The 25226-nt window shown below is 54.8% G+C and carries 31 protein-coding genes and 1 other RNA gene; 13 read left to right on the forward strand and 19 right to left on the reverse strand.

Going from position 1 to position 25226, the window contains the following annotated elements; translation table 11 throughout:
* The 3 genes from ACT3TJ_RS12420 to ACT3TJ_RS12430 all read left to right on the forward strand — a co-directional run.
* On the forward strand, positions 1-224 hold a 224-nt coding region (locus tag ACT3TJ_RS12420; RefSeq protein ID WP_444665785.1), incomplete at its 5' end, for a hypothetical protein.
* A 115-nt stretch (positions 225-339) separates the two neighbouring features.
* Positions 340-1308 (forward strand): TAXI family TRAP transporter solute-binding subunit, encoded by a 969-nt coding sequence (locus ACT3TJ_RS12425; RefSeq protein WP_444621355.1) that lies wholly within the window; start codon positions 340-342, stop codon positions 1306-1308.
* An 85-nt stretch (positions 1309-1393) separates the two neighbouring features.
* Positions 1394-3184, forward strand: a complete 1791-nt coding sequence (locus ACT3TJ_RS12430) for a TRAP transporter permease (protein WP_193053213.1) — start codon at positions 1394-1396, stop codon at positions 3182-3184.
* Between the two features lie 29 nt (positions 3185-3213).
* Here the strand turns inward: ACT3TJ_RS12430 and ACT3TJ_RS12435 are convergent, their stop codons facing one another.
* The 3 genes from ACT3TJ_RS12435 to ACT3TJ_RS12445 all read right to left on the reverse strand — a co-directional run bounded on the left by ACT3TJ_RS12435 (position 3214) and on the right by ACT3TJ_RS12445 (position 5928).
* Positions 3214-3759: a hypothetical protein gene (locus ACT3TJ_RS12435; protein ID WP_192537987.1), complete on the reverse strand. Its 546-nt coding sequence runs from the start codon at positions 3757-3759 to the stop codon at positions 3214-3216.
* A gap of 60 nt (positions 3760-3819) precedes the next feature.
* On the reverse strand, positions 3820-4779 hold the full coding sequence (locus ACT3TJ_RS12440; RefSeq protein WP_192537995.1) for a calcium/sodium antiporter: 960 nt from the start codon (positions 4777-4779) through the stop codon (positions 3820-3822).
* Between the two features lie 123 nt (positions 4780-4902).
* Positions 4903-5928: a CNNM domain-containing protein gene (locus ACT3TJ_RS12445; protein ID WP_192537986.1), complete on the reverse strand. Its 1026-nt coding sequence runs from the start codon at positions 5926-5928 to the stop codon at positions 4903-4905.
* Positions 5929-6294: 366 nt separating this feature from the next.
* Between ACT3TJ_RS12445 and ACT3TJ_RS12450 the strand changes: the two genes are divergently transcribed.
* Both ACT3TJ_RS12450 and ACT3TJ_RS12455 read left to right on the forward strand, forming a co-directional pair.
* Entirely contained in the window at positions 6295-6996 is a 702-nt protein-coding gene (locus ACT3TJ_RS12450; protein WP_444665787.1) for a metal-binding protein ZinT, read from the forward strand.
* A 150-nt stretch (positions 6997-7146) separates the two neighbouring features.
* The gene (locus ACT3TJ_RS12455; protein WP_444665789.1) at positions 7147-7545 is read left to right on the forward strand and encodes a lysozyme inhibitor LprI family protein; all 399 of its coding nucleotides are present in this window, start codon (positions 7147-7149) and stop codon (positions 7543-7545) included.
* Between the two features lie 890 nt (positions 7546-8435).
* On the opposite strand, the gene ACT3TJ_RS12460 is transcribed toward ACT3TJ_RS12455, so the two are convergent.
* On the reverse strand, positions 8436-9422 hold the full coding sequence (locus tag ACT3TJ_RS12460) for a hypothetical protein (protein WP_444621356.1): 987 nt from the start codon (positions 9420-9422) through the stop codon (positions 8436-8438).
* Complete coding sequence (locus ACT3TJ_RS12465) at positions 9419-9577, reverse strand: hypothetical protein (RefSeq protein ID WP_444621357.1); 159 nt, start codon at positions 9575-9577, stop codon at positions 9419-9421. Before ACT3TJ_RS12465 ends, ACT3TJ_RS12460 begins: the two co-directional genes overlap by 4 nt.
* 385 nt (positions 9578-9962) lie before the next feature.
* Between ACT3TJ_RS12465 and ACT3TJ_RS12470 the strand changes: the two genes are divergently transcribed.
* The gene (locus ACT3TJ_RS12470) at positions 9963-10238 is read left to right on the forward strand and encodes a BrnT family toxin (protein WP_444621358.1); all 276 of its coding nucleotides are present in this window, start codon (positions 9963-9965) and stop codon (positions 10236-10238) included.
* Entirely contained in the window at positions 10216-10485 is a 270-nt protein-coding gene (locus tag ACT3TJ_RS12475) for a BrnA antitoxin family protein (protein WP_444621359.1), read from the forward strand. Before ACT3TJ_RS12470 ends, ACT3TJ_RS12475 begins: the two co-directional genes overlap by 23 nt.
* A 14-nt stretch (positions 10486-10499) precedes the next feature.
* On the opposite strand, the gene ACT3TJ_RS12480 is transcribed toward ACT3TJ_RS12475, so the two are convergent.
* The 12 genes from ACT3TJ_RS12480 to smpB form a co-directional block, all read right to left on the reverse strand.
* Positions 10500-10856, reverse strand: coding sequence for a hypothetical protein (locus tag ACT3TJ_RS12480; RefSeq protein WP_444621360.1), 357 nt, complete (start codon positions 10854-10856; stop codon positions 10500-10502).
* Positions 10853-12796, reverse strand: coding sequence for a replication endonuclease (locus ACT3TJ_RS12485; protein ID WP_444621361.1), 1944 nt, complete (start codon positions 12794-12796; stop codon positions 10853-10855). Before ACT3TJ_RS12485 ends, ACT3TJ_RS12480 begins: the two co-directional genes overlap by 4 nt.
* Positions 12793-12987 (reverse strand): hypothetical protein, encoded by a 195-nt coding sequence (locus ACT3TJ_RS12490; protein ID WP_444621362.1) that lies wholly within the window; start codon positions 12985-12987, stop codon positions 12793-12795. The genes ACT3TJ_RS12485 and ACT3TJ_RS12490 overlap by 4 nt, the downstream gene beginning before the upstream one ends.
* Positions 12977-13231 (reverse strand): hypothetical protein, encoded by a 255-nt coding sequence (locus ACT3TJ_RS12495; protein ID WP_444621363.1) that lies wholly within the window; start codon positions 13229-13231, stop codon positions 12977-12979. The genes ACT3TJ_RS12490 and ACT3TJ_RS12495 overlap by 11 nt, the downstream gene beginning before the upstream one ends.
* Positions 13228-13524 carry a hypothetical protein gene (locus ACT3TJ_RS12500; protein WP_444621364.1) on the reverse strand — a complete coding sequence of 99 codons (297 nt, stop codon included), beginning with the start codon at positions 13522-13524 and terminating at the stop codon, positions 13228-13230. Before ACT3TJ_RS12500 ends, ACT3TJ_RS12495 begins: the two co-directional genes overlap by 4 nt.
* Entirely contained in the window at positions 13521-13646 is a 126-nt protein-coding gene (locus ACT3TJ_RS12505; RefSeq protein WP_444621365.1) for a hypothetical protein, read from the reverse strand. Before ACT3TJ_RS12505 ends, ACT3TJ_RS12500 begins: the two co-directional genes overlap by 4 nt.
* A complete protein-coding gene (locus ACT3TJ_RS12510) occupies positions 13643-13849 on the reverse strand; it encodes a hypothetical protein (protein ID WP_444621366.1) in 207 nt (68 codons plus the stop codon). Before ACT3TJ_RS12510 ends, ACT3TJ_RS12505 begins: the two co-directional genes overlap by 4 nt.
* A gap of 269 nt (positions 13850-14118) precedes the next feature.
* Positions 14119-14316, reverse strand: coding sequence for a helix-turn-helix transcriptional regulator (locus ACT3TJ_RS12515; protein WP_444621367.1), 198 nt, complete (start codon positions 14314-14316; stop codon positions 14119-14121).
* Between the two features lie 86 nt (positions 14317-14402).
* Positions 14403-15059: a hypothetical protein gene (locus ACT3TJ_RS12520; RefSeq protein WP_444621368.1), complete on the reverse strand. Its 657-nt coding sequence runs from the start codon at positions 15057-15059 to the stop codon at positions 14403-14405.
* The gene (locus ACT3TJ_RS12525) at positions 15052-16293 is read right to left on the reverse strand and encodes a tyrosine-type recombinase/integrase (RefSeq protein WP_444621369.1); all 1242 of its coding nucleotides are present in this window, start codon (positions 16291-16293) and stop codon (positions 15052-15054) included. The genes ACT3TJ_RS12520 and ACT3TJ_RS12525 overlap by 8 nt, the downstream gene beginning before the upstream one ends.
* 164 nt (positions 16294-16457) lie before the next feature.
* Positions 16458-16836, reverse strand: a transfer-messenger RNA (tmRNA) gene (ssrA, locus tag ACT3TJ_RS12530).
* A 45-nt stretch (positions 16837-16881) separates the two neighbouring features.
* A complete protein-coding gene (gene smpB, locus ACT3TJ_RS12535) occupies positions 16882-17373 on the reverse strand; it encodes an SsrA-binding protein SmpB (RefSeq protein WP_444621370.1) in 492 nt (163 codons plus the stop codon).
* A gap of 126 nt (positions 17374-17499) precedes the next feature.
* On the opposite strand from smpB, the gene ACT3TJ_RS12540 reads away from it, so the two are divergent.
* Entirely contained in the window at positions 17500-17934 is a 435-nt protein-coding gene (locus ACT3TJ_RS12540; protein ID WP_087108740.1) for a type II toxin-antitoxin system RatA family toxin, read from the forward strand.
* Complete coding sequence (locus ACT3TJ_RS12545; RefSeq protein WP_172117612.1) at positions 17924-18235, forward strand: RnfH family protein; 312 nt, start codon at positions 17924-17926, stop codon at positions 18233-18235. The genes ACT3TJ_RS12540 and ACT3TJ_RS12545 overlap by 11 nt, the downstream gene beginning before the upstream one ends.
* 5 nt (positions 18236-18240) lie before the next feature.
* On the opposite strand, the gene ACT3TJ_RS12550 is transcribed toward ACT3TJ_RS12545, so the two are convergent.
* Entirely contained in the window at positions 18241-18711 is a 471-nt protein-coding gene (locus ACT3TJ_RS12550) for an outer membrane protein assembly factor BamE (RefSeq protein ID WP_193053239.1), read from the reverse strand.
* Positions 18712-18783: 72 nt separating this feature from the next.
* On the opposite strand from ACT3TJ_RS12550, the gene fur reads away from it, so the two are divergent.
* A complete protein-coding gene (fur, locus tag ACT3TJ_RS12555; protein ID WP_172117611.1) occupies positions 18784-19236 on the forward strand; it encodes a ferric iron uptake transcriptional regulator in 453 nt (150 codons plus the stop codon).
* A 124-nt stretch (positions 19237-19360) separates the two neighbouring features.
* Here the strand turns inward: fur and recN are convergent, their stop codons facing one another.
* Positions 19361-21034, reverse strand: a complete 1674-nt coding sequence (gene recN, locus ACT3TJ_RS12560; RefSeq protein ID WP_444621371.1) for a DNA repair protein RecN — start codon at positions 21032-21034, stop codon at positions 19361-19363.
* Positions 21035-21256: 222 nt separating this feature from the next.
* Between recN and grpE the strand changes: the two genes are divergently transcribed.
* From grpE to dnaJ, 3 genes are all read left to right on the forward strand, one after another.
* Positions 21257-21883 carry a nucleotide exchange factor GrpE gene (gene grpE, locus ACT3TJ_RS12565; RefSeq protein ID WP_193053241.1) on the forward strand — a complete coding sequence of 209 codons (627 nt, stop codon included), beginning with the start codon at positions 21257-21259 and terminating at the stop codon, positions 21881-21883.
* 131 nt (positions 21884-22014) lie between these two features.
* Positions 22015-23946 carry a molecular chaperone DnaK gene (dnaK, locus tag ACT3TJ_RS12570; RefSeq protein WP_172117608.1) on the forward strand — a complete coding sequence of 644 codons (1932 nt, stop codon included), beginning with the start codon at positions 22015-22017 and terminating at the stop codon, positions 23944-23946.
* Between the two features lie 111 nt (positions 23947-24057).
* Positions 24058-25209: a molecular chaperone DnaJ gene (gene dnaJ / locus ACT3TJ_RS12575; RefSeq protein ID WP_172117607.1), complete on the forward strand. Its 1152-nt coding sequence runs from the start codon at positions 24058-24060 to the stop codon at positions 25207-25209.
* Positions 25210-25226: the final 17 nt, after the last annotated feature.

Consider the following 25226-nt stretch of genomic DNA (forward strand, 5'->3'; position numbering starts at 1 on the left):
ATAGTAAGTTTGTTGATAAAGTGCGATACATTTTAACAGCGATTAATCTTTATGGTAATAAACCAAAGTTGCAAGCGATAAGCGATGCGGTAAGACGAACGATGAGTGCCATACTCTGTTTGCCATTATTGCCCGTCGGTGCTGCCTATGCATCGAATTCGGGCTGTCTTGATCGGGCTACTCCGTTGAGGCACAGCGTTCCTGCTCGGCGTATTACATGCTAATGTTAGCGGCGCTAGGCGGGGCACTGTGCACGACCTGGCCCGCTGGCGTTTATTATTCTTTCAGCGCGACAAAAAAATCAGGCCGTTGAGGTCGCTGGATACCAGGAATTGACACATGCTCCCCTTTATACGCTCTGCTTTATGCACGCCCTTACTCGTAGCCACCACGCTTTCACTTAGCCTGGCTGCCCAAGCGGAAACCCGCGTTACCTATAAGTCGGCAACGGCGGGAACGGCTTATTATCAGATGGGCGTCGAGTTATCAGAAGCCATTCGCCAAGGCACGGATGACGCTATTATTCTTACCCTGGAGGAGAGCCAAGGCTCGGTGCAAAACGTGATGGAAGTCATGGCGCGCCAGGGTAACTATGTTTTTACCACGCCGCCTGCATTGGTTGACCAGGCCATGGCGGGTGAAGGGCCTTTTGCTGAACGTCAGAACCCACGTTTTCAGGAGATCCGCGGCCTGTTTCCCATTCCAGCGATTACCATGCACTTCATCCTAAGTGAGGATAAAGGTGTCGTGGGTATTGAGGAACTTGAAGATAAGCATATCCTGATTGGCCGGGGCACGTTCGGCGCACGTGAAGCCGCGCGTTACCTGGCGCTGTTTGGATTGGAAGAGAGTGTACAGGTCGCCGATGCTGCCTTGGGTAGCGGCCCCGACGCGTTGAAAAATGGGCAGATTGACGGCTTTGTAACCGCCAGCTCTTACCCAACGCCCAATATTATCGAAGTGGCTGCGGGCATGCCGATTTCGATGGTGAGTCTCACTGACGAGCAGATCGACATGACCGGCGCACCGCGTCAGATAATTCCTGGCGGCACCTACCCAGGTATTGATGAGGACGTACAAACCACGTCGCTGCCGGTCATGGCGTATACCACGTCACAAATGGATGACGAAACCGCGTATACGTTGACCAAAACCTTCTGGGAACGCCGTGACGCCATGGCTGAAGAGACCGCGTGGTGGGGCGGTATTACTCCGGACCAGCTCGACAATATGGCAGGTATGCTGCACCCCGGTGCTCTGCGCTATTACGAGGAAGCCGGCATCGACGTTCCCGAATCGCTGCGTTAATTCTCTCCCAGGCAGTGCCGACGCCACGAGGTCCGCTTCGTGGCGTCGCTATTTGTTGTTGACTCGTTTCTGATAGGCATAGGGCATGACACTTTTTTCAACTTCGACGCTAGACGACGAGGCGCCCGCTGCGCGTGGCTGGGTAGCGCTAGGCACCTTAAGCGTGGTTTTCCACATGGGACTTATCTTTTACGGGTTAACGCCTGCGTTAATTAGTCGACCGCTGCATATGGCATTACTGCTGCCCTGGGTGCTGATATTTATGGCCAAAACGCCTTGGCAGCAGGCGAGCGGCTGGGTGCTGACACTACTGGGTGTGGCGGCCTGTGGCTATATCGCCCTTAACGAAGCATCACTGGCCAACCAGTACGGTTTTATCGATAGCCATCTGCAGATGGGAATTGGGCTTTTTTTGATCGCTCTGGCGCTTGAGGCGGCGCGCCGTGCTATTGGCTGGCCCTTACCGTTGGTTGCGTTGCTCGCTTTGCTGTATGGCGCTTTTGGACAGTATGTTCCTGGCACGTTTGGTCACCCAGGTATTCCCCTGCCAAGCATGGTGGGCTCGCTGACCATTGCCGAAGGCGGGCTGTGGGGATCGCTTACCGGTGTCAGTGTGGGCGTCGTCGCGATTTTCGTTATTTTTGGCGCGGTGCTTAACGCGGGCGAGGCAGGCCAAGGGTTTATGAATCTGGCAAGTGCTGTGGCGGGCCGATTAACCGGTGGCGCGGCGAAAGTCTCGGTGATCTCTTCGGCGCTGATGGGGTCCATTTCCGGGTCGGCCTCCGCCAATGTGGCGTCTACCGGGGCCATTACCATTCCTTCCATGGTGCGTTTGCGTTATCCGAAATCCCTGGCAGGGGCGGTGGAAGCCGTGGCCTCCTCGGGTGGGCAAATCATGCCGCCCTTGATGGGAGCGGGGGCTTTCGTCATGGTGGAGCTCACTGGAACCCCCTACACACAGATTATGGCGGCGGCTGTTTTACCGGCGTTTCTTTACTTTCTAACGGTCTGGATGGGGATTAATGCTTACGCGACTCGGCATGATTTGCAGCCTTTGGATAAAAGCGATCAGCCCAGCCGTAAAGAGGTGCTGATTACCTCGCTATTTTTTGCGGTCCCGTTTGTGTTGCTGCTGGCGTGTATTTTTATCAGCGGATACACCCCTCAGTATGCGGCGAGCATTGCCATTTTCGCCAGTTTGGCCCTGCTGTTTTTTAACGTCACACTGCGTTTTTCTCTTTCCGGTTTTATAACCCGATTTATGCTTGCCATGGTGACCGCTGGGCGGCAGATTGCGATGATTGGCGCGATTATTATTTGCGCCTCGCTGGTGATAGGCGTGCTGTCGCTGACTGGGCTTGGGGTAAAAATTACCTCCGGTATCCTGTCGCTTTCCAACGATATGCTGTGGCCGGCGCTGTTGTTGACGGCACTGGCGTGTTTGATTCTGGGCATGGAAGTCCCCACCACGGCCGCCTATGTCATTTGTGTCTCGGTGGCGGGGCCTGCATTGACATCGCTGGGGCTTGAGCCGTTACTCGCGCACTTGTTTGTCTTCTGGTATGCGCTACTGTCGACGATTACACCGCCGGTGTGTGGTGGTGTCTTTATCGCGGCGGGCATGGTGGGAGAGAACTGGCTTAAGGTAGCGTTGAAGGCCATGGCGCTGGGCATTGGGCTTTATATCATTCCGTTAGCAATGGTCGCTAATCCTGACATGATTCGGCTTGCCTTTGACCCCGCTGGTGCGCTGTTCGATACCGCCAAGGTGGCCATAGGCTTGGGGGCGATCTCCTTTGGCATCATTGCCCATAAAGCGCTCTGGCTGCGCCTGGCGCTTGTGGTGGTGGGCGCGCTGATTATCTTCGCACTCTAGCTTGCCGGGTTCGCCGCTGCCAATACACGCTATAAATGCAGCGGCGAATCCTCATTCAGCGCTTCGGTGGCGTAGATAACCCAGCTATCAATGGCCGGTCCTAGCGAGCGTACCAAGGTTAGCGTATCAGGTGCCTGGGCCAGTGCTTCTTCTGCACAAATACCGGCCTGATAACGACCTTCAATCAATCCATTGGCAACGTCGACGGTTGTCGGTGCCTCAATGATCGTCTTGAACGCGCTTAAATCAGTGTAGTAACGCGTGGCAGGCTGAAGCGCGATATGTTCTGGTTCGGAAGCATCACGACGGGCGAGCAGCGCCAGCGGCTTACTGCCCGCAATAAACGTATCGACTGGAAAGGCGCGATGCATATAGCGACCTACGCAGTCGGCATGGCTGAAGTGGGCCGTACATTGCAGTACATGGGTTAGTTCTCCGGCCAGCAGTGCCTCGAAAGCCGCCTCAAACGTGTCGAAGAAAATGCATTGGCCGCCTTGCGGTGCCCGACGCTTGAGATAGTGCCCAGCAATCAACGCATGATTGTTGCCTTCAGGCCCCAGAGTACCAAGGATCATTGTGCTTCCTTATGCCTTTAATGCCGTTATAGTCGAGCGCAAGCCGTTGTCGTAAAAAGCCTAACTAATCACCGTAAAACTGGCCGCTAAATACGCTATATATCCTACCAGGAGCAATAACCCCTCACCACGTGATAAACGTAGGCCGGTATAGAGGAAAGCAATCAGCAGCGCAGAGGCGCCCAGCATTACCCACTGGTCAAAGGATGCCATGCGCTCAACAAGCGGTAGCGGCTGAAGAGAGGCGGAGATGCCCAGTATGCCGAGTAAATTAAAGATATTGCTGCCCAGAATGTTGCCCACTGCCACATCAGCATGACGCCGCAGCGCCGCGATCACTGATACCGCGAGTTCAGGTAGTGAGGTGCCGATAGCCACGATGGTAAGCCCGATAACCGCTTCTGAAATCCCCAGCGCCTGAGCAATGCCGACGGCGCCATAAAGCAGCAATTGGGAGCCGCCGATCAGTAGAGCCAACCCGCCGATTAAAGCCACCACGATAAACATCGTGCTGCTGGGCAGTTGGGTCACTTCTTCTGCCTCGGCCGTGTGTAGCTCGGCAGAAGGGGAGTGCTGGCCGCTTTCGCTGCGGTAGGCCCATACCAGATAAGCCGCCAGGCTTGCGAGTAGCACCGCTGCATCGAAACGCCCCAGGCTGCCGTTAAACGCTAAAAGAATAAACAGCCCAGTGGCGAGCATCATTACCAACCCATCGCGCTTAAGCGCTTGGGGCTGGGTGGTCAGCGGGCAGATAAGTGCACAAAGGCCCAGAATCAACAGGATATTGCCGATATTGCTGCCGACCACATTGCCAATCGCAATGTCGGGCTGCTGGTTCATGGCGGCATGGATCGAGACCACCAGTTCAGGCGATGAGGTACCAAAGCCGACAATCACCAATCCGGTAAACAGCGGTGATACGCCCAGCCGTTTGGCCCCGGCGACGGCGCCGCGAATCAATCCTTCGCCACCTAGCGTTAAAAGCACAATACCGGCTAATAAACTCAGTCCATAAAGCAGCATAAAGGGCCTCCACCATGTAGCCTAAGCGCTTATTGTTAGTGACTATAAGCGTAAACTCGGTACGTGGCGAGACACATTATTTTTCAGCCATAGGGGGTTAAAATATTCGCTAAGGGTCAGCTAGTGAAGGGGCGTATCGGACGTTACTTGCTTGAGCCAACGCTGCTTTGCATGGTTTCTAAGGTTCTGAATTTTATCCGTTTCATCCACAATATCCTGACCCAAGATCGTTTCGATAACGTCTTCAAGGGTAATAATGCCAAGCCATGTCCCATGTTCATCATGGATCACACGCATATGGTGACGGCTGGTTAGCATGTCGGTAAATACCTGCTCAACGCTTGCGCTATCGGCGATGGTCCCCATTGGGTGCATCAACGTTTGCATGGTTTGGCCTGGCTCGGCGTGATAAACATCAAGCTTGTGTACATAGCCTAACGCCTGCTCGTTTGCATCCATCACAGGGTAGCGCGTAAAAGAGAGCTTGCCGAAGCGATCATCGAAAGCGCTCACCGTCATTTCTGGGGTGACCGTTTCACTGACGGCGCGTGGTGTCATCGCCTTGGTCACCGGAATCTCATGCAGATTAAGGATATTAGTGATCGTGCGTGTTTCATCATTATCCATCACTTTTTCCTCCAGGCCTGCGCGCGCTAATACTTTTATTTCACTGCGCACATCAATGCCTTCATCTGCCTCACCCAGCCGTTGAGTAATCATTTTTGATAGCCAGATAAAGGGCATTAACACCACCATTAAGGTATTCAAAATAGGAGGCAGAAAAGGAGCCAAACGGCGCCAGTAGTTGGCACCTAACGTTTTAGGGATAATTTCTGAAAATACCAGAATGAGAATGGTCATAACTGCCGAGGCGACAGCGACATACACATCCCCAAATACAGCGGCTACCTGAGCGCCTATCCCCGTCGCGCCCGCCGTATTAGCGATAGTGTTAAGCGTTAAAATGGCCGCAAGCGGGCGGTCGATGTTGGCTTTTAATGTATCAAGTGCTTTATGTAATTTAGGACGCTCTTCTTTAAGCTGAGCAATATAGCTTGGTGTAATCGACAGCAATGAGGCTTCAAGTATCGAACAAAGGAAAGAAGCGGAAATAGTTAAAATAACAATGATTGTTAAGAGCACCATATATAATGTCTCGCCAAATAAAGAGAGCGTTAAGCTCTTTATAGTTAAGCTGTTTTGACTGTCAATGAAATGGCGCCGACTTCTAATTTATGTTGTTTTAATAAAAGCTATATAACGCATAACTTCTTCGAAAATGATTTCTACTTCGACCAAGTTTGGCGACTGGTTGACTAGTGATAATTGCTCCGTTGTGCTTGCTGGACCTGGCATGGCCGGTACGATGATGGTCGACCCGCTTGCCGCCAAGAAGCGTTAGGTGCTTTAACGTTTCAGGCCAACATGCTTTGTTTGATTTATGTTATGTTATAGTGTATCTTTTGTGCTGATTTAAGAACCATTCATTCTCTGAAAAAGGAAGTCTGAAAAATGCCATTACTTTCATCAAAAGCACTCAGCGCCTTAGCCATCAGCTTGCTGGCATTGGCGGGTATTCAGCCGGTGGTTGCAGATGACAAGCATGAACACCACGACCATGATCATGGCCACTCTCATGATCATTCGCACGATCACTCTCATGACCACGACCACAACAGCGATATCTACTCCGGACATTTCAGTGATGACCAAGTGGCGGACCGCCCGCTATCCGACTGGGAAGGCGATTGGCAGTCCGTCTATCCCTATTTAGAAGATGGTACGCTGGATGAGGTATTTGCTCATAAAGCCGAGCATGGCGATAAAACGGCTGAAGAGTACAAGGAGTACTACGACACCGGTTACCAAACAGCGGTTGACCGTATCATTATTGAAGGCAATAACATTACCTTCTACGAAAACGGCGAAGAGAGCACGGGCGAGTATCAATACGACGGCTACGAGATTTTAACCTACGACGCAGGCAACCGTGGCGTGCGGTTTATTTTCGAGTTAGAGGGTGAGAGCGCTGAAAATCTTCCTCAGTACATTCAATTCAGCGACCACGCTATCTACCCAACCCACGCGCATCACTTTCACCTTTACTGGGGCAATGATCGCGAAGCACTGCTGGAAGAAGTCTCTCACTGGCCGACCTACTACCCGTCCGATTTAGACGGTAATGAAATCGCTGAAGAAATGACCGCTCATTAAGGTCGAGCCACCTTTTTTATAGCTAGTCGACGGGCGCCAGCAGAAATGCTGGCGTTTTGCCGTTATGGGCGCATGAAAAAGAGGCTAACCTGTAAGGCAGGTAGCGTTCTTGTTACCACGTTGGCTTTATCCACCAGAATAGGTAAGACGATGCGACTACTTTCACGATGGGCAGGCATGGGGATTTTGATCTTCAGCGGCTTGGTAAGTGCTAATGAGGAGTGTGTTAGCCCTGAAACCCAAGCGGAAATGACGCAGTGTTCAGCTAAAACGTATCAAGCGGCCGATAATGAGCTTAATGAGGCTTATCAGGTATTGATTGGAAGGCTTGATAGTAATGCTTTATCGCTTGAGAAGCTCAGAGTGGCCCAGCGCAAGTGGATTGATTTTCGTGACGCCGAATGTGCGTTCGAGAGTAGCGCGGTCGAAGGGGGAAGCGCCCAGCCCATGGTACGTAATGGCTGCCTTGAAGCGCTCACCAAAGCACGTACGCAAAGCCTGCAAGAGCATGCCAGCTGCGAAGAGGGCGACCTTAGCTGTGTAAGGTAGCTGATGCAAAGGCTGGCTGTAGAAACAAAAAAAGCACCGCTAGGTGCTTGATTTGTAGGGGTGTCTGGTGGAGGCGGCGTCCCGCTTAAAGTTAATTTAAGCTATTGTTTTTATTTTACATGTTGTTGGGGTGTTTTTAAATGTGCCCCCAATTATGCCCCCTTTTCTGGGGCGCTACCCCTATTAACCCGTGCTTTGAACTCAGGTAGAGGTGTGAGGGTAATTAAATTTGCAGCCTACTATCCAGCAAGTACCGTTTATTAAAACCCTGTTTGGCAATGAAAGGCGCGGTGGTGTTTGCGGCTGGGTGGTGGACGTCTGGCCAATCAGGCAAGGCGCTTATTCTGCATTGTCGTTACCGCTTCGCTGCATGGGGCTTCGCCCCATACCCCCATTGACCAGATGCCTACCTAGGCCCCTTTGCCTAACCCATAGCGTGACAAAATCATCTGAATACGCAGCGCCAGCCCGGCGCGCTCCAAGTCATGCCGCTGGGTTGTCTTGGGTTGTTGTATCGCGTGCCTTTGGGCGGGGTGATGGGGCGCCCGCTTTAACGGTTATCGCGTGGTGGTGAGGCAAAGCCTCATTGGTGTTAAAAGCCTTATAAAACATCTAAATAGCTCATAAGTGGCTTATATCGGCTCAAAAGTAGCGCGGTGGTCACGGTATGCCGGGCATAGGGCTTGGTGGGGTGATAACGAAACAACAACCAACCCCTGAAAATTTGCCGCATATAGGCAAATTCCGGGACTGCTTGCCCCCGTAATGCCGGGGATGGGTGGGGAGTACCTTTTGCTTTTGGGTAGCGAAGGGGCGCCAGCTCAGTGCTTCAAGCCTTGAAGGGGGTGGCCAAATTGACCACCCCCTGACAGGGTGCCAGGGATCCTCGCTTAGTATTCCAGCCGGTCGGGCGCTTCAACCGCGTAAAAGACAGGTAAGCTCAGCTCAATATGCGCACTTTGGTACCCGATGCCTTGGGGTGCGAAGCGGTCTGCGTCATTCCGTGCTGCATTGAGCGCAGATACTCGCTCCTGTAAGTCGGCTGCCTCGATCGCGCTCAAAAGCTCACGTTCGGCTTTTGCCATGGCGGCTTGTGCCACTTCATAGCCCACGCCCTGGTGCAGGTGTTCCAGCTCGGCAAGCTCGGCTTGCAGGTCGGCGCGCATCTTTTCCAGCCCGCGTCGGGCGCTCGCTTGCTTTTCGGCCTGCTCGGCGGCCTTTTCCGACGCCTTGCGGGCCTTAGCCAGCGTGGTGGCTGCTTGGCCCTTGGCTTCGTCGTCTACCTCGCCAAGCAGCGCGTTGGCTTCCAGGCGTTCTACTTCCTCGGCGGCGCGCTGGGCTTGGGCTTCCAGATCGGCGGCGATGCTGTCGCTATCCTTCATCGCTGCGATGGTGCCGTTGATTTTGTCGATGCGCTGACAGTGATTCGTGATCGCTTGGGTAACGGCTTCCAGCGCTTGCGGGGAGGCCTCGGGCCTTGCCTTGGCGGCAGCCGCTAATGACTTCTCGGCGCTGGCCTGTGCTTTAACCTGTTCGGCCAAAACGCCTTGGGCTTCTTCATGGTCAAGCCGTGCTTGCTTGAGGTCGGCTAGTTCACGCTGCACCTCCAAGCGCCGGGGGTCGTCGTGATGTGTAGCGCTTCGAGTGAGTGCAAGCGATAGGTAGTCCGTGACCTGTTGCACCTGCTCAGGCGTTGCAGGGTCGGCAATCACCAGCCCATCGGGGCGCCCCTGTCGAGTCATCAAGGTTAGGCGGCGTTCGGCATTGTCAGCTTGGGTGTGTGCATCTGACGCTTTGGCAGTGGCAGCGCTTGCCGCTTTTTGGGCTTGTTGGTGCTGTTTAAGCCATGTTTGCCAAGTGGTTAAATCGTCGTTCATTGGGATACCTCGCCTTTGGATTGTTTCATTTCAGATAACAGCAGTAGCCAGCCAGCGGCGTTAACGTCGCCAGCGTCGGCCATTTCATTGAGCATTCGCGCCAACTCGGCACGCCGCTGTTGAGATGGATAAATCTGGGAACCACGTTTCTTCATTTTCGTATCGCTTTTATTTGCCGTTAATTGGGCCTTATTGGGCCTTTTCTTTATCCTTTGGGCTATTGCATGGCGTCACCTCCCGGCGGCGCTAAGCGCTTGCCTTTGCTGGTAAGTGACGCGGCGCTGAGGTGTGCATTTCGTAGGGTGCCACCTGTACATGCTTTGCCTGAATAAGTGGGGGTGTTGCACAGGTTGCACAGGTGATGCGCCGCATGGCTACGCGGATGCTGCCCACCTGTGGCGGTACACGCTGGGATTCCGAAAATTTCACGAAATCCGGGGCTGCTTGCCCCCGTGGTTCAGGCGTTTGAGCGCTAGAAGAACCTAGCTTTTTATCGCAGGGAACTGGCGGGCTTATCTTTTTGTCCATACAATAAAACCTATGATCATCGACTATGACCCAAACAAAAGCACCCGGAACGAACAGGAGCGCGGCCTTCCTTTCACGGTGGTAGAGCGCTTTGACTGGGATGGGGCTGTATTTTCGGAAGATACCCGCTTTGACTACCCAGAACGGCGCTTCATTGGTTTGGGGAAGATAGGGGAAAGGGTGCACGTAGTGTGCTTGACGCCTATCACCGATGGCATACGGGTTATCAGTCTCAGGAAAGCCAACGCACGGGAGGTGCGACGCTATGAAAACGCGACTCACAAATAAAGACGGCGAAGTTAGAGAGCTAACAGAAGCGGACGTAAAGCAAATGCGCCCCATGGCCGACGTGCTACCTTCTGCTCTACAGCGCACTATTGGTAAACGTGGGCACCAGCACGCCCCCACTAAGGTTAAAACGTCAATACGCCTTTCTCCCGAAGTGGTAGACCATTTCAAGGCCGAGGGTGAAGGCTGGCAGCGCCGCATTGACCAGGCGCTTAAAACCTATATCCGTGAGCATAAACACGGTTAACCACGTTAGCGCGCTCATTGCTCAAGCTGCCGTTTTAGCCAACGGTTAGCCGCTTGGCGGCCTGCGTTGTTCTTCACGTGGGCGCGCTGTTCCTGCATAGCGGCGTGTTCCCAAGCGACGCTGTACCCTTCGGCTAACCGCATGGCTTCGGCGTGTTGCTGGGTGGCCAGCCTCAAGCGAATAAAGCGACGGTCTTCAGCCAGTAGGCCGCATCGTTTTTCTATCATCGCCAGCCATGGCTCAATGCGGGTGGTCACGGTTGCACGCCGTTGATGCTGTTTGGCTCGGGCACCTGGCTGGCCGTGCGGCCGGGCAGCGCCAGCGGTGGCTTGCATCTGGGCAATGCGGGCAAGTAGGGCTTCACCGTTCATGCAATGGCTCCCGGTGGAATATCAGCGGGCGACAGCTCCCCACGCGCCAGCATGGCTATCAGTAGTTCACGGCCTTCATCAAGGGAGGCCCGCAAGCGCTCGCGTTCTTCATGCTCAAGGCGCTGCTCCACGCACATGGCACGGTAAGCTGCCAGTGGCATAACGTTTTCTTGCCTGATGCGGTCTAGTTGTTCAGGCGCTGGGGTGGGGAACGTGCGCCTAAACCACTCGGTAGCGCTTCTTTCAAATAGAATTGATTTTTCCCAAGGCCATAGCGGGCGCTTAGGCTTTTGTCTGCCCATGTAACGAAAAGCAGTTAATGGCCCTTTTGCTGCCAGTTCCCTTGCCTCTCTCTCATGCTTCATGGCTCTGTGCGTACAGTTAATGACACGAGTCCAAGGCGCTGCGGCTTCGCCTACGCGCTTAAAATCAATCCCGGCGGCTTCACTCTTGCGCTCAAACGTCCAACGGTAGTACCTGGTCAGGTATTCCGTTTCACCTAGCTGACTGCTAACCACTAAGCCCCAAGTGCCCACCATCGGTTCGCCATAGCGCCCAAGCGTGTCGCTCGACCATTCCCCTGTCATCGGGTCGCAGTTCGCTATATCGGTGGTCTGGCGTACTACTCGCCATGGGCGAATGGGGGCAACGTCGCGTGGCTGCATAGGGCCGCCCATCAAATGAAGGTACTTATCCCAGGCGCCAGCATTGGCCGCTTGGCGTAACCCTTCTAAGATCGCGGCGGCTTCCGGCTCTGGCCGGGTGGCCGCTTCCCAATCGGCTAAGCGCTGTTCATCCTTGAGACGGCGCAACTCACGCCATACGGTGACAGACGGCAGCCCAACAAACTGAAACTGGCGAATACCCCAGCAGGCCGCCCACGCTTCAATGCGCGGGGCGCTGGTTTCTAGTGGCTGGCCATAATGGTCTAGGTTGTCACCCTCAACACCTTGGCGGGCGTGCTGCTTACCGTTGATGTTTTTAGCCACGTACTTGGCCACATACCCGGCAGCGCTTCCCTTGCTTCGGTCTATCGTTACTGGCTTGAATCTGATGTTGATGTTTCGCTTAACCTCACCTGGTGAGTCTTCCAGAGAGTAGCGGCGCAATATGCTGGTTACTTTGGGTTCATCTTCCGGACGCATCCATATCAGTAAATGCCAATGAGGCGTTCCGTCATGGTGAGGCTCAGCAACCCGGATGCCGTAAATACCGAGACCGTCGCGCTTTAGCTTGGCGCGGGCTTTGGCCCAGATGCTTTGCAAGTACGCCTGCGCTTCACGCGGGTTGGCGCCAGCATATTTATGGTTGATGCTGCCGTTTTGCCGTACCGGGTGAAAGCGGCTAGGGGTGGTGATGGTGTAGAACATTCCCCGGTGGCCTGCCCGGTCGGCTTCGCGCTCAGTGTCGGCAATGCGCAGCATTAGCTCTGCCCGCCGAAACTCAGGGTTAGCCAGGCCAAGCTCTGCCAGTTCTGCCAGCGTGTATTGGTCGCCGTCTTGGTTGGTGGCCGTGATCGCTTCAAGCAAGCGGGCGTTGCGCGTGGTTTGGTCAATGCGGCGGCGGTAGCCTTCATTGCTCACGTAGATGCCTGCCCGCTTCTGGGTGCGGCCTAACATTCGCTGACGCTGCTCACGGCGGCGGCTGGTTAGGCAGCGAAGCTGCCGACGCCACCATATCGGGCAAGCGAGCCGCCTTAGTTCTGCGGTACAGCTACTCCCCGTGGGCGGGGTTAGATGGTGCTGGGTTGCACGGCGGCGGGCGCGTTGTAAAGCGTAAACAGGATCGTTGAGCTGTGCAGCTTCCAGCTCAATGGCGCGGGCTTGGGCGGTGGCGTGGTCGATCAAGGCTTGGTCGTCGTTGCCACACTTCCACGGGCCACAGTTCAGCAGCGAATCAGCAAGGGCTTGTCGATCAATAAAGGCGGCGTGGCTGGTCATACAGCCACCTTGCCAATTACCGGGCGTGGCTTCTCAGCGCCAGCGCCAACCCCGGCGGGCTGGCCTTGATCGGTAAGGCATAGGCGCGCCCCATACCGTGTGCTATTCTCAGGTTTAGCGTTTGCTTTGGTCAGCGGCGCGGAGAAGGCCCAGCCATTGTGCTGGGCTTTTTCATGGGTGCTAGTCAGCATCGTGGCCCCCTTCCAGCTCTGCGCCAGCAGGGTCAATGCTTTCATCAAGCAAGGCATTGGCCAAGGTGGCGGCACGCTCCCCCATGCAGCGGAACGCCGTTGACCAGGCAAGCGCCTGCTGTTCTGTGACTCCCTCACTTAGATAAGCGACATCACCCAATACAGTTGCAAGCGTGGCGTTGGCTTCGGCAATGTCGCGCAGCTCTACCATTTGTTTTACAGATAGATCGTTTATATGACTCATGCGGCCACCGCCTTTGAAAGCAACGCTTCCAGATCGCGGGCAATGGCTTGAAGTTGTTTAAGGCTGTCATGTGTAGCGCGTTGGCTAGGCGGCAAGTACACGCTGTAAGTTTTGGAAACGGCGGCGGGGTTGTGCAGGTCAGCGCAGCGGCTAACGCTTACATTCAGTTGAAGCAGCACTCCGGAAAAATCGACGCTTACCCAATAGATGCCCTGGGTGCTGGTAGTCAGCGCCAGCGCTTGAATATTGGCGCTAGCGTCCCGGTGGGCTTGAGGTATTTGGTAGTGGCTCATTGCTGTACCTCACTACGCACAAGGCGTAAGGCCAGCTCAATGGTGGGCTTGGTGATGGGGTCGGTACGGTAAGGCGCAAGCAATTCAGTCAGGCGCTTTAATTGGCGGGCGGATAATTTCATTCCATGCCTCCAGCACTGCGCTTGGCAGTCTCTAGGGCTTGGGCTTCAAGTTGCTGTGCTTTTTCAATGTGGTGGTTGTAACGCTTAAGGCGGGTGCGCGTGCTGGAATCGGCAAATAAAGCGGCCTTGGCCATTGCTCTATGCGCGGCTGCACGGCTGGATAAACTGCGGGTAATCAGGTTGGACAGGCGTAGTGATGCCATGGGTGTGACTCCTTTCTGTTTGGAGTCGTCCCCGGATGCGGCCAAGCATCGGATGGGGGCGACTGTACGCGGGTTGGCCGACCGGTCAGAAAGGACACCGGCACGCTCGAAAGCGTCCCACGCACAGCCGCCATAATTGACGGGCATAAAAAAAGCGCCGTCATTTGGGGCGCTGTTGCGCCTTTCTGATTGAGACCGGCCAAGGTCTGTTGCTAGCGATTTTGCGCCAGCAATCGAAGCATAGCGGGTAGGCAGGTGCGCGGTCAACATTAGGCGGCCCCTTCTTGGCGGCTCGCTTCAATGCGCTGTTCGATCCAGGCGTCAACCTCATTTTCTACCCAAGCCACTGAACGTGGGCTCAGGCGTACAGGTTTGGGGAAGTCGCCGCGCTCAACGCCACGGTAGATGGTGCTGGTGCTAAGGGAGGTTTTAGCTTTGACGGCGGGGAGTTTGATTAGGTTTGCCATGTCGTTGTAGCTCCTGATTGCTTTGGACATGGCTGGAAGGATGGCTAGAAACTTTATTGCTGTAATGGGTAAGTTTTTGGAGAAACTTACCCCCTGCTTTTAAACGGTGGTGCAGGGAAGCCGGACTTCCATGCAGCCTTAAGATGCGGATTTGCGTTTTTAACGGCTGTCCTGATTTTATCTTGCGTGCTGTTCAGTGCTTGTTCTGCGGCTAAATATCCATTATCGCTGATTGGGTACTGTTTTGGGTCGTCTTGATGTAGCGCGTAAAAAGCGCTAGCAAGCTCCCCACCTTGTTGCTTTGTGCGAGCTTTCTGCCTTTTTCTGCGGGCCTGCTCGGTCTTCTTCATACCTCCATGCTCGCCAAGATAGGCGTCATCATTTTGCTTTACCCTCATGAAGGCATAGTTGAGTGTATTCATGGCCAGTTGCGGCGGGGGAAAGTGGTTGCAGGCGGCTAAGCTAATTTCATCAAGGCTAAGGCGTAGTGGCTCTGTGCGAGCTAGTTGGTAATTTTCCTGTAACCAACTCAGTTCTTCACGATGCTGATCTAGGTGCTTAGCTGCCGTATCAAAATCGCAGCCAATACGTAGCACGTGGAAAAGTAGAGCCATGCCTGCTCGACCTTTTTCTAAACCCGGATATACGTTTTCCACTTCCGTAATGCCGGGATACAGTTCTTCAAGGCGCTGCTCTATAGCGGTCAATGATTCAACAGCATTACGGAGTAGTTCATCATCCATGATTGGCTACTCCCTTATAGATCGGCACCACATTACTTGCACCATCGCGCAGGGCGTCAAGATAGTCGGCCCAGCTTTGCAGCATTTCCCGGCGCTGTTCCAAGTGGGTGGTGCGGTTATAGGCACGCCCGTTGCTGTCGCGCACCTTGTGGGCTAGCTGCTGTTCGATGTACTGCTCTGGGTAACCAAGACGTTCAGCCAATATGGTGCGGGCCATGGCGCGGAAGCCGTGGGCGGTCATTTCCCCTTTGAAGCCCATGCGGTCAAGCGCGGCCTTGATCGTGGCGTTACTCATGGGGCGTTTACTGCTGCGGGCACCGGGGAACACGTATTCACCCCGGCCCGTTAGGCGGTGAAGCTCGGCCAGCATGGCGACCGCTTGGCGGGGCAGGGGCACTATCAGCGGGTCGGCGTTTTTGCTGGGCTGAAAGGCCCATTCACCACGGTCTAGGTCGAAGTCTGCCCAGCGGGCTTGGCGCAGCTCGCCGGGGCGCACAAATACCAGCGGCGATAGCTTGAGCGCGGTAATGGTGACAGGCATACCGCCATAACCTTCAATGGCACGCAGCAGCGGGGGCAGCGCTGCCGGATCGGTGATCGCTGCATGGTGGTTTGTCTTCGGGGTGCGCAGTGCGCCTTTCAGGTCAGGGGTCAAATCGCGTTCAGCACGGCCCGTGGATATGGCGTAACGGAAGACTTGCCCGCATAGCGTTTTGACCCGGTGGGCCGTTTCCAAGTGGCCGCGCTTCTCAATCCTGCGCAGGCATTCCAGCAGTTCAGGGGGCGTTATATCGTTAATAGGGCGATGGCCCAGCGCTGGAAAGGCGTCACGGGTAAGGCGTGACTTATTACGGGCGTAGTGATCGGGTACCACTTCATGGCGGTGGATATGCTCAAGCCATTCTGTGGCCACCGCCTTAAAAGTGTTTCCCGCCGATGTTTTGCCAAGCTCTTTGGTGACGCGCTTGGTGGTGCTGGGGTCTAGCCCTTGCGCCAGCAGCTTACGGGCCTGGTCGCGGGCTTCTCTGGCATTTGAAAGGCTCACTTCCGGATATACACCAATGGCCAGGCGTTTCTCTTTACCGTGGAAGCGGTACTTCATGCGCCAGTAGGTGCCCCCAGTTGGGGTAACTTCCAAATACATGCCCCCACCATCGGTAAGGCGGTAGGTTTTATCTTGGGGTTTGGCGCTGCGCACGGCGGTAGCCGACAGCTTATTGCTAACGTGGGCCATTTGGGGGCACCTCATCGGTGTAGGCTCTTGGTGCCCCCAGATATGCCCCCTTTAATGGGGGCATGTCAAGGTATTGGGTGAATACTCCTGACAACAAAAAAGCGCCCTGAGGCGCTTGATTGCTGGTTTCGTGAGAAGTTCTGATAACTCCTGAAACCTTAAGGTGGTGGAGGCGGCGGGAATTGAACCCGCGTCCGCCAGCACGCGCCTATTGGCTCTACATGCTTAGATTCCGTCATTTGTTTTAACGCCACTGACTCCGACGATCAGGATTCAGCAACGCGAGCCTTCTAAAGTTTAACGCTTGGCGAGAAGACACCACCAAACGCGGTCCTATCAGCTTTAGCTCGTATCCCCTCAATGATGAATAGGCACATCACCTTGGGGCCAGACAAGAAGCTAACAGTTTAAGCTGCTAGCGCGCCTTGAGCGTAGTTTTCGTCATTTGCGACTATTTTTTCGTGATGTGGGATTTACGAGATACATCACGCTCTCGGCATGCACCGCAAGGGTTGTCACCGGCGTCGAAACCATGTCGCCCCCTTCTTTCAGATGAGCATTCTAACGTGCTCACACCTGATTGACCAGTTAAGCCTTGTTATGTTCCCGCATAATTCGTCCTTTTTGACGGCTCCAGTCACGATCCTTTTCTGTCGCCCGCTTGTCATGCAGCTGCTTACCGGTCACCAGCGCCAATTCACACTTCACCTTATTGCGCTTCCAGTAAAGCTTGAGCGGTACGCAGGTGTGGCCCTTGTCTTGGGTAATCGAAAAGATTTTGGCGATTTCTTTACGATGCAGCAGTAGTTTGCGCGTGCGGGTAGGGTCGGCAATTTCATGGGTGCTTGCTGTATTAAGCGGCATGATGTGGCTGCCAAGCAGGAAGGCCTCGCCGTTACGCACCAGAATGTAGGTGTCGGTAAGCTGAGCTTTACCCGCACGCAGGCTTTTGACTTCCCAGCCGGAGAGTGCCAACCCTGCTTCAAAGGTCTCATCGATATGGTATTCGAATCTTGCCTTCTTGTTCTGGGCAATAACGCTGCTGCCGGGGCCCTTGCTGTTACCTTTCTTAGTGGCCATGAAACCTCATCTATAATCTGTCGGTGGCACCCCCTTCGTTATATGGGGAGGCGTGATACCATTCAAGGTCTGAATAAATGTTTCCCATGATACGCTTTGGGCACTGTGAAGTCAGCGGAGAGGTCAATGCCAACCGTCAATCGTTCCGCCCTGGTGCGGCACACCCCCCAGCAAATGTTCGATCTGGTCAACGATTTCGAACACTACCCCGAGTTTTTACCAGGCTGTCGTCAGGCGCGTCTGGTAGAGCGTGACGCCACCCATTTAATTGGGGAAATGACGCTGGGCCGTGCGGGGATAGAGCAAACGATCACTACACGTAACGACCTGTTTGCTCCCGAGCAAATCGAGATGTCGCTGGTAAAAGGGCCATTTAAGCGCTTGAAAGGCCACTGGCGGTTCACTCCGATGGGAGATGATGCTTGCAAGGTGAGTCTGGAAATGGAGTTTGAGTTTGCCAGCCGCCTGCTCAGCATGGCCTTTGGTCGATTGTTCCAGCAAATCGCCGGTCAATTGGTCGATGCCTTCACTAAGCGTGCTGATGAGCTGTATGGGCGGTGATCGCCTTCAAGTAGAGGTTGCCTTTGCGTTGCCTGCCAAACAGCGCCTGGTGGCGCTGGAAGTGCCTGAGGGCACCACTGCCCGGCAGGCGGTAGCACTTGCCAACCTGCCTCAACTATTTCCGGAGTTGCCCGAAGACACGTTCAGCAAGGCGCCGCTGGGTATTTTTGGCAAAGCGCTACGCAACCCCGAGACGCACACATTGCGCACCGGGGATCGTGTCGAAGTCTATCGCCCGCTTGAGATAGACCCTAAAGCTGCCCGCCTGGAACGTGCCAAGCGCCAAGCAAGCGGCCAGTAACGCTGTTACTCAGCGCGCAATACGGGCTGAGGCGCGGGTGCTGTCTCCGGTGTTTGCGTGCTTACATTCTCCTGGGGAAGCGCATTCAGCGGGTCGGCGCCTTCAACGGCAGGCCCCAGGCTGGTGTCGGTGCTTAGCGGAAGATCGGTGGAAAAATCGCCCTGCTGCTGAACATTGGCTAAGCGGCCCATCGGGTCAAAGGTAAGTGTGACGCGTCGCTGTACAACGCCACCGTACGCTTCGTCCAATCGATAGACGTAATCCCACTGGTTTGAATCAAACGGGGCTTCCAACAAAGGGCGGCCCATAACGTAGGTGACCTGCTCCTGCGTCATGCCCGGCTGAAGCTGGCTAACCATTTCTTCGGTTACCAGGTTGCCTTGAGGGATGTCACGTTTGTAAACACCGACGTAACTACAGCCACTTACAACAGTAAGGGCAACGGAAAGCGTAATGATGCGAGTCAATTTTTGCATTTGGACCTGTTCTTCACTATCGTGGTTTCGGTCGATCATACCCGACCTAACCTGTTACTGCGAAGAGCAACCATGGCCGATCAGAACCATGAACTGCGCAAAGCCGGGCTGAAAGTGACCCTGCCGCGCGTCAAGATCCTTCAGATTCTCGAAAATGCTTCGGGTCAACACCACCTTAGCGCAGAAGAAGTGTATAAAACACTGATTGATGCGGGCGAGGATGTTGGCTTGGCAACCGTTTACCGCGTGCTGACGCAATTTGAATCAGCAGGTTTGGTAATTCGTCATAATTTTGACGGTGGCCACGCAGTCTTTGAGATGACGCAAGAAGACCATCACGACCATATGGTGTGTTTAGAAAGTGGTGAAATCATCGAGTTTCTTGATGACATCATTGAACGGCGCCAGCAAGAAATTGCAGAAGAGCACGGCTACGAGCTTGTCGATCACGCTCTGGTACTTTACGTACGCCCTCGCGGGTCGGACGTAACGCGCCAGGTTAACGTGCCGATCAATAAAAAATAGGGTTTCCCGCAAAACCTGTTTTGGCCGTGATGCAAACCCTCATGCCGCTCCTTGTTACTACAGGGAGCAGCATGGGGGTATTTTGCGTGGTAGCCGTTAATTAAACCGTGATTTGAGAAAGCTCTTAATGAGGCGGGCGCTGGCTGGCATGCAGCATTTCCTGGGCATGAGCCAGTGTTTGGTCAGAGAGCGTGACTCCGCCTAGCATGCGCGCAAGCTCGCTGATGCGGCCTCGCTCGTCCAGCAAGGCCATATAGGTACGCGTAGTATCCCGCTTGGCACGCTTTTCAATATGCAGGTGCTGATGCGCCTGCGCGGCCACCTGGGGCAGGTGCGTCACGGTCATTACCTGGCCGTTCTCACCTAGCTTGCGCAGTAACTGGCCGACAATTTCCGCCGTGGCACCTGAAATACCCACATCCACCTCGTCAAACACCAGGCTTGGAATCGTCGAGTGCGAGGCGGCCACCACCTGAATCGCCAAGCTGATACGTGAAAGCTCACCCCCAGAGGCAACTTTGGCGAGCGGGCGAGCAGGCTGGCCTGGGTTGGCGCTGATCAAAAACTGTACGCTATCCAGCCCTTCAGGCGTAGGCGTTTCACGCGAAGCAACGGCCACTTCAAAGCGGGCCTTACCCATGGCCAAAAAGGCCAGCTGCTGCTGAACTTCTTTACCCAGCCGCAGGGCAGCTTTTTGACGGGTATCGCTGATTTTCTTGGCTTCGCTGCGGTAGCGCTCACGATACTCAGCGACTTGCCCACTCAGCGCTTCAAGGTCCTCATCGCTGGCTTCCAACTGAGCCACTTCACGTTGAAGGGTGCTATGCAGGGCGTAAATTTCTTCAGGGGCGACGTGATGCTTGCGCGCAATGCGGTGTATATCCGTCAAACGCTCTTCCACCCACATCAGGCGCTCTGGGTCGAGCTCGGTGCTGCTGGCAAAGCGCTGCAACTCGCTTGAGGCCTCTTCCACCTGAATGCGCGCATCGCTGAGCATGGCGAGCGTATTGGCAAGTGTGCCCTTATCGCTGCCCGGTAGGGCGCTTAAGTGTGCATAAGCTTGATTAAGAAGCGACAGCGCGCCGCCGTCATCGCTGGCGCAGCAGTCGGCAGCCAACTGGGTTTCACGCAGCGTCTCTTCGGCATGCGCAAGGGTCAGTTGCTCCTCTTCAAGCGTCTGTAGTTCGCCTTCGCCCAGGTCCAACTGGTCCAGCTCTTCAACCTGGTAGCGCAGCAGTTGGCGCTTGGCTTCTACTTCACTGCCTTCTTCACTGAGCTTTTTAAGCCGTCGGCGCGCATTGCGCCATTCGTGGAAGGTTTCTGCCAGTTGCTGGCGAGCCTCCCGTAGCCCGGCATAGTCATCCAGCAGGGCCAGGTGCACCTCTTCACGCATTAACGCTTGATGGGCATGCTGGCCATGAATTTGAATGAGCTGCTCGCCAAGCGATTTTAAGTCCGAAATGGTCGCTGGCTGGCCGTTAATCCACGCTTTTGAACGTCCACTGGCGGTCACTACACGGCGCAGTAGGCATTCGTCGGTGGGGAGCTCGCGGACCGTTAGCCACTCGGCGGCGGCGGGCAGGTGTTGAATGTCGAAACGCGCCGATAGGTCGGTGCGCTCGCAGCCGTGGCGCACGCTGCCAGCATCGGCACGCTCACCAAGGCACAGGCCCAGTGCGCCTAGAAGAATGGATTTGCCTGCACCTGTTTCCCCCGTGATGGCCGTCATGCCGTGGGTCAGGTCAAGCTCAAGGCGGTCGACAATGGCGTAATCTTGAATCGCTAGCTGAGTAAGCATGATGCCTCCTGAGGCGGTGCGACACAGAAGCTGGATACTTATCCAATAAATGTTGTTTTATACAGTAGTCGATAACTGACTTCAATGCTCCTCTTGAGATGGCTTTTATGGCCCCCATATAGCCTCTATACGTGTTTAAGGCTGTTTTAAAACTGATTTATTGATTACTTTTTATGAGCAGTGTTGGGCAGAAAAAGCCCGAACCCTTTTGAGGAGCATGGCATGGCAAAAGAACCGCAAACTCCATTAGATGACGAACTCGCTCGCCAACAGCGTGAGGCCGACATGGACCAAGAGTCTGAAGAGCGCTTGATTGATGGGGAACTGGAAGGCCTGATTAACGACGAGGCGCCGCTTGAAGGCAGCTTCGCCGACCCGGAGGCCGACGTACTCGCCGCTCAGGTAAATGAGCTGGAGCAAAACCTGGCGGAAGCCAAGGACCAGGCGTTGCGCGCCGCCGCTGAAGCGCAGAATGTTCGCCGCCGTGCCGAACAGGAAGCAGACAAGGCGCGCAAGTTTGCCTTGGAAAAATTTGTAAAAGAGCTGCTGCCTGTGGTTGATAGCTTGGAAAAAGCGCTTGAATCCATGCAGGACGACGCCTCTGAGGCGCACCGCGAGGGCGTTTCCATGACGCTCAACATGCAGCTAGGGGTGCTCAATAAGTTTGGTGTTGAAAGCGTTGAGCCCCAGGGCGAGCCCTTTGACCCCCAGGTGCACGAAGCCATGGCGATGGTGCCGAACCCCGAACTTGAGCCCAACACCGTAATGGAAGTGATGCAGAAAGGTTACTTGCTCAATGGTCGTTTGGTTCGCCCAGCGATGGTCGTGGTCAGTCAGAAGGCAAATTAAGCCGATTTAGTGACGTAAAGCGTAAAAAAGCCCTTGAAAAGTCACTGGCGGCCCCCAGATAAAGGTCAACCCCGCGGGGAAATCCCGCACACGTTTTAAGTATTGAGACAACTGAATTCGAGGTTTTTGCTATGGGACGCATTATTGGTATTGACCTGGGTACTACCAACTCTTGTGTGGCAGTACTTGATGGCGACAGTGCTAAAGTTATCGAGAATGCTGAAGGTGGCCGTACCACGCCTTCGATCATCGCTTACACCGATGACGGCGAAACTCTGGTAGGCCAGGCCGCCAAGCGCCAAGCCGTTACCAACCCGGAAAACACGCTTTACGCCATCAAGCGTCTGATCGGCCGTCGCTTTAAAGACGACGTTGTTCAGAAAGACATCAAGATGGTGCCCTACAAAATCGCTGAAGCAGACAATGGCGATGCATGGGTAGAAGTAAAAGGTAAAAAAATGGCGCCGCCGCAAGTAAGTGCGGAAGTGCTGAAGAAAATGAAGAAAACCGCCGAAGATTACCTCGGCGAAGCGGTAACGGAAGCGGTTATCACCGTACCGGCTTACTTCAACGACAGCCAGCGTCAGGCCACTAAAGATGCAGGCCGCATCGCGGGTCTGGACGTTAAGCGTATTATTAACGAGCCGACCGCAGCCGCACTCGCCTACGGTATGGACAAGTCACGCGGTGATAAAACCATCGCCGTTTATGACTTGGGTGGCGGTACGTTCGATATCTCGATCATCGAAATTGCCGACGTTGAAGGCGAAACCCAGTTTGAAGTACTCGCCACCAATGGCGACACCTTCCTGGGCGGTGAAGATTTCGACTTGGCGCTGATCAACTACCTGGTCGACCAGTTCAAGTCTGACAGCGGTATTGATCTGTCGGGTGACAACCTGGCCATGCAGCGTCTGAAAGAAGCCGCTGAAAAAGCTAAAATTGAACTTTCAAGCGCCCAGCAGACCGACGTTAACCTGCCCTACATCACGGCTGACAACACTGGCCCGAAACACCTTAACGTTAAGGTCACTCGTGCCAAGCTGGAATCGCTGGTAGAAGAGCTGGTTCAGCGTTCACTTGAGCCCTGCAAAATGGCGCTGAAAGATGCGGGTCTGTCTGCGTCTGAAATCGACGAAGTGATCCTGGTCGGTGGCCAGACACGTATGCCGATGGTGCAGCAGAAAGCCGCTGATTTCTTCGGTAAAGAAGCGCGTAAAGACGTTAACCCTGACGAAGCGGTTGCCGTAGGTGCAGCGATTCAAGGTGGCGTTCTGGGCGGCGACGTAAAAGACGTACTGCTGCTGGACGTTACCCCGCTGACTCTGGGCATCGAAACGATGGGTGGCGTGATGACGCCGTTGATCGACAAGAACACCACCATCCCGACGAAGAAGACGCAAACCTTCTCCACGGCGGATGACAACCAGACGGCCGTGACCATTCACGTCGTTCAGGGTGAGCGTAAGCAAGTGACGCAGAACAAGTCGCTCGGTCGTTTCGACTTGTCTGATATTCCGCCTGCGCCGCGCGGTGTTCCGCAGATCGAAGTGGCGTTTGACCTGGATGCCAACGGTATTCTGAACGTTTCTGCCAAAGACAAAGCGACCGGTAAAGAGCAGTCGATTGTCATTAAAGCGTCCAGCGGCCTGACGGATGAAGAGATCGATCAAATGGTGCGCGATGCTGAAGCCCACGCTGACGAAGATAAAAAATTCGAAGCGTTGGTACAGCTGCGTAACCAGGCCGACGGCATGATCCACGCAACGCGCAAAACCGTGCAAGAAGCGGGCGACAAAGCGACGGATGATGAGAAACAGGCCATCGAAACCGCCATCAGCGAGCTGGAAGAAGCCGTCAAGACTGACGACACGGACAACATCCAGAAGAAACTGGATGCACTGACCGAAGCGTCTGGTCAGTTGGCGCAGAAGATGTACGCCGAACAGGCGGAAGCTGCTCAGCAGGCGGATGAAGGTGCTGAGGATGCCAGCACCAAGCAGGAAGATGACGTGGTTGACGCCGAGTACGAAGAAGTCAACGACGACAAAAAACAGTCGTAACATCCTCTTTCTACCAAGGAAGAAGGTAACGCGGGAGGAGACTCCCGCGTTGCTGTTTCCGCGGTCAAGACGCCTAATCAAGAGCATAGTTAACCAGGAGGCGTAGGGCCCATGTCCAAACGCGATTATTACGAAGTCCTGGGTGTCGATAAAGGGGCCGATCAGAAAGAGATCAAAAAGGCCTACCGCCGCCTGGCGCAAAAATTCCACCCTGATCGAAACCCGGACGATGATACTGCCTCGGAAAAATTCCGTGAAGTGTCAGAAGCTTACGAAGTGCTTAGCGATGGCGAAAAACGTGCGGCGTACGACCAGTTTGGTCATGCCGGTGTTGATGGCCAGGGCGGTGGCTTTGGCGGCGGCGGTTTCGGTGGTGGTGGCGCGGGTGACTTTAGCGACATCTTCGGCGATGTGTTTGGTGATATTTTCGGTGGCGCGGGCGGCGGCCGCCGCCGTGGTCCTAATGCGCCCGCACGTGGCTCCGACCTTCGCTACAACCTGGAGTTGGACCTTGAGAGTGCGGTAGCCGGTACCACTGTCGACATCCGTGTGCCACGCCACATTGAGTGTGACCGCTGTGATGGCGACGGCGCTGAGCCAGGCTCTTCCAAGGAAACCTGCCCCACGTGTCATGGCCACGGCCAAGTGCGTATGCAGCAGGGCTTTTTCGCAGTACAGCAAACCTGCCCGACCTGTCACGGTAGCGGCCAGCACATCAAAGTGCCGTGCCACAAATGTAACGGCGAAGGCCGTGTGCGTGAAACGCGTACGCTCTCTGTGAAGATTCCACCGGGTGTTGATACCGGTGATCGCATTCGTCTGAACGGCGAAGGCGAAAGCGGCGTTAATGGTGGCCCAGCGGGCGACCTTTACGTTCAGGTTTCTATCAAAGCGCACCATATCTTCCAGCGCGATGGTAAAAACCTGCACTGCGACGTACCGATCAACTTTGTTGATGCAGCCCTGGGTGGCGAGCTTGAAGTGCCTACGCTGGATGGCCGTGTGAAGCTGAAGATTCCACCGGAGACGCAAACCGGCAAACTCTTCCGTCTACGCGGCAAAGGTGTCAAACCAGTGCGCGGTGGTGCGCCGGGCGACCTGCTCTGCAAAGTCGTTATCGAAACCCCGGTCAACCTGGGTGAAGAGCAGCGCGATTTGCTGCGTAAATTCCAGGAAAGCCTGGAAGGCAGCAATAGCCACTCACCCAAGAAAACTGGCTTCTTCGACAGCGTGAAGAAGTTCTTTGAAGAGATGAAGTCCTGATATTAGTGTGACTGCCC

Origin of the sequence: Halomonas sp. AOP30-A1-24 (assembly GCF_052378165.1) — a bacterium.
GTDB lineage: Bacteria > Pseudomonadota > Gammaproteobacteria > Pseudomonadales > Halomonadaceae > Vreelandella > Vreelandella citrativorans.

Coding starts and splice junctions, on each gene's coding strand:
- ACT3TJ_RS12490 (WP_444621362.1), bottom strand. CDS start 12,987: ATGCTGACTAGCACCCATGAAAAAGCCCAGCACAATGGCTGGGCCTTC.
- ACT3TJ_RS12545 (WP_172117612.1), top strand. CDS start 17,924: ATGGGCGGTGATCGCCTTCAAGTAGAGGTTGCCTTTGCGTTGCCTGCC.
- ACT3TJ_RS12470 (WP_444621358.1), top strand. CDS start 9,963: ATGATCATCGACTATGACCCAAACAAAAGCACCCGGAACGAACAGGAG.
- ACT3TJ_RS12520 (WP_444621368.1), bottom strand. CDS start 15,059: ATGGATGATGAACTACTCCGTAATGCTGTTGAATCATTGACCGCTATA.
- ACT3TJ_RS12430 (WP_193053213.1), top strand. CDS start 1,394: ATGACACTTTTTTCAACTTCGACGCTAGACGACGAGGCGCCCGCTGCG.
- fur (WP_172117611.1), top strand. CDS start 18,784: ATGGCCGATCAGAACCATGAACTGCGCAAAGCCGGGCTGAAAGTGACC.
- ACT3TJ_RS12445 (WP_192537986.1), bottom strand. CDS start 5,928: ATGGTGCTCTTAACAATCATTGTTATTTTAACTATTTCCGCTTCTTTC.
- ACT3TJ_RS12435 (WP_192537987.1), bottom strand. CDS start 3,759: ATGATCCTTGGTACTCTGGGGCCTGAAGGCAACAATCATGCGTTGATT.
- ACT3TJ_RS12495 (WP_444621363.1), bottom strand. CDS start 13,231: ATGAGTCATATAAACGATCTATCTGTAAAACAAATGGTAGAGCTGCGC.
- dnaK (WP_172117608.1), top strand. CDS start 22,015: ATGGGACGCATTATTGGTATTGACCTGGGTACTACCAACTCTTGTGTG.
- ACT3TJ_RS12485 (WP_444621361.1), bottom strand. CDS start 12,796: ATGACCAGCCACGCCGCCTTTATTGATCGACAAGCCCTTGCTGATTCG.
- ACT3TJ_RS12465 (WP_444621357.1), bottom strand. CDS start 9,577: ATGAAGAAACGTGGTTCCCAGATTTATCCATCTCAACAGCGGCGTGCC.
- ACT3TJ_RS12550 (WP_193053239.1), bottom strand. CDS start 18,711: ATGCAAAAATTGACTCGCATCATTACGCTTTCCGTTGCCCTTACTGTT.
- recN (WP_444621371.1), bottom strand. CDS start 21,034: ATGCTTACTCAGCTAGCGATTCAAGATTACGCCATTGTCGACCGCCTT.
- ACT3TJ_RS12500 (WP_444621364.1), bottom strand. CDS start 13,524: ATGAGCCACTACCAAATACCTCAAGCCCACCGGGACGCTAGCGCCAAT.
- grpE (WP_193053241.1), top strand. CDS start 21,257: ATGGCAAAAGAACCGCAAACTCCATTAGATGACGAACTCGCTCGCCAA.
- ACT3TJ_RS12505 (WP_444621365.1), bottom strand. CDS start 13,646: ATGAAATTATCCGCCCGCCAATTAAAGCGCCTGACTGAATTGCTTGCG.
- ACT3TJ_RS12455 (WP_444665789.1), top strand. CDS start 7,147: ATGCGACTACTTTCACGATGGGCAGGCATGGGGATTTTGATCTTCAGC.
- ACT3TJ_RS12525 (WP_444621369.1), bottom strand. CDS start 16,293: ATGGCCCACGTTAGCAATAAGCTGTCGGCTACCGCCGTGCGCAGCGCC.
- dnaJ (WP_172117607.1), top strand. CDS start 24,058: ATGTCCAAACGCGATTATTACGAAGTCCTGGGTGTCGATAAAGGGGCC.
- ACT3TJ_RS12515 (WP_444621367.1), bottom strand. CDS start 14,316: ATGGCAAACCTAATCAAACTCCCCGCCGTCAAAGCTAAAACCTCCCTT.
- ACT3TJ_RS12510 (WP_444621366.1), bottom strand. CDS start 13,849: ATGGCATCACTACGCCTGTCCAACCTGATTACCCGCAGTTTATCCAGC.
- ACT3TJ_RS12475 (WP_444621359.1), top strand. CDS start 10,216: ATGAAAACGCGACTCACAAATAAAGACGGCGAAGTTAGAGAGCTAACA.
- ACT3TJ_RS12540 (WP_087108740.1), top strand. CDS start 17,500: ATGCCAACCGTCAATCGTTCCGCCCTGGTGCGGCACACCCCCCAGCAA.
- ACT3TJ_RS12480 (WP_444621360.1), bottom strand. CDS start 10,856: ATGAACGGTGAAGCCCTACTTGCCCGCATTGCCCAGATGCAAGCCACC.
- smpB (WP_444621370.1), bottom strand. CDS start 17,373: ATGGCCACTAAGAAAGGTAACAGCAAGGGCCCCGGCAGCAGCGTTATT.
- ACT3TJ_RS12425 (WP_444621355.1), top strand. CDS start 340: ATGCTCCCCTTTATACGCTCTGCTTTATGCACGCCCTTACTCGTAGCC.
- ACT3TJ_RS12450 (WP_444665787.1), top strand. CDS start 6,295: ATGCCATTACTTTCATCAAAAGCACTCAGCGCCTTAGCCATCAGCTTG.
- ACT3TJ_RS12460 (WP_444621356.1), bottom strand. CDS start 9,422: ATGAACGACGATTTAACCACTTGGCAAACATGGCTTAAACAGCACCAA.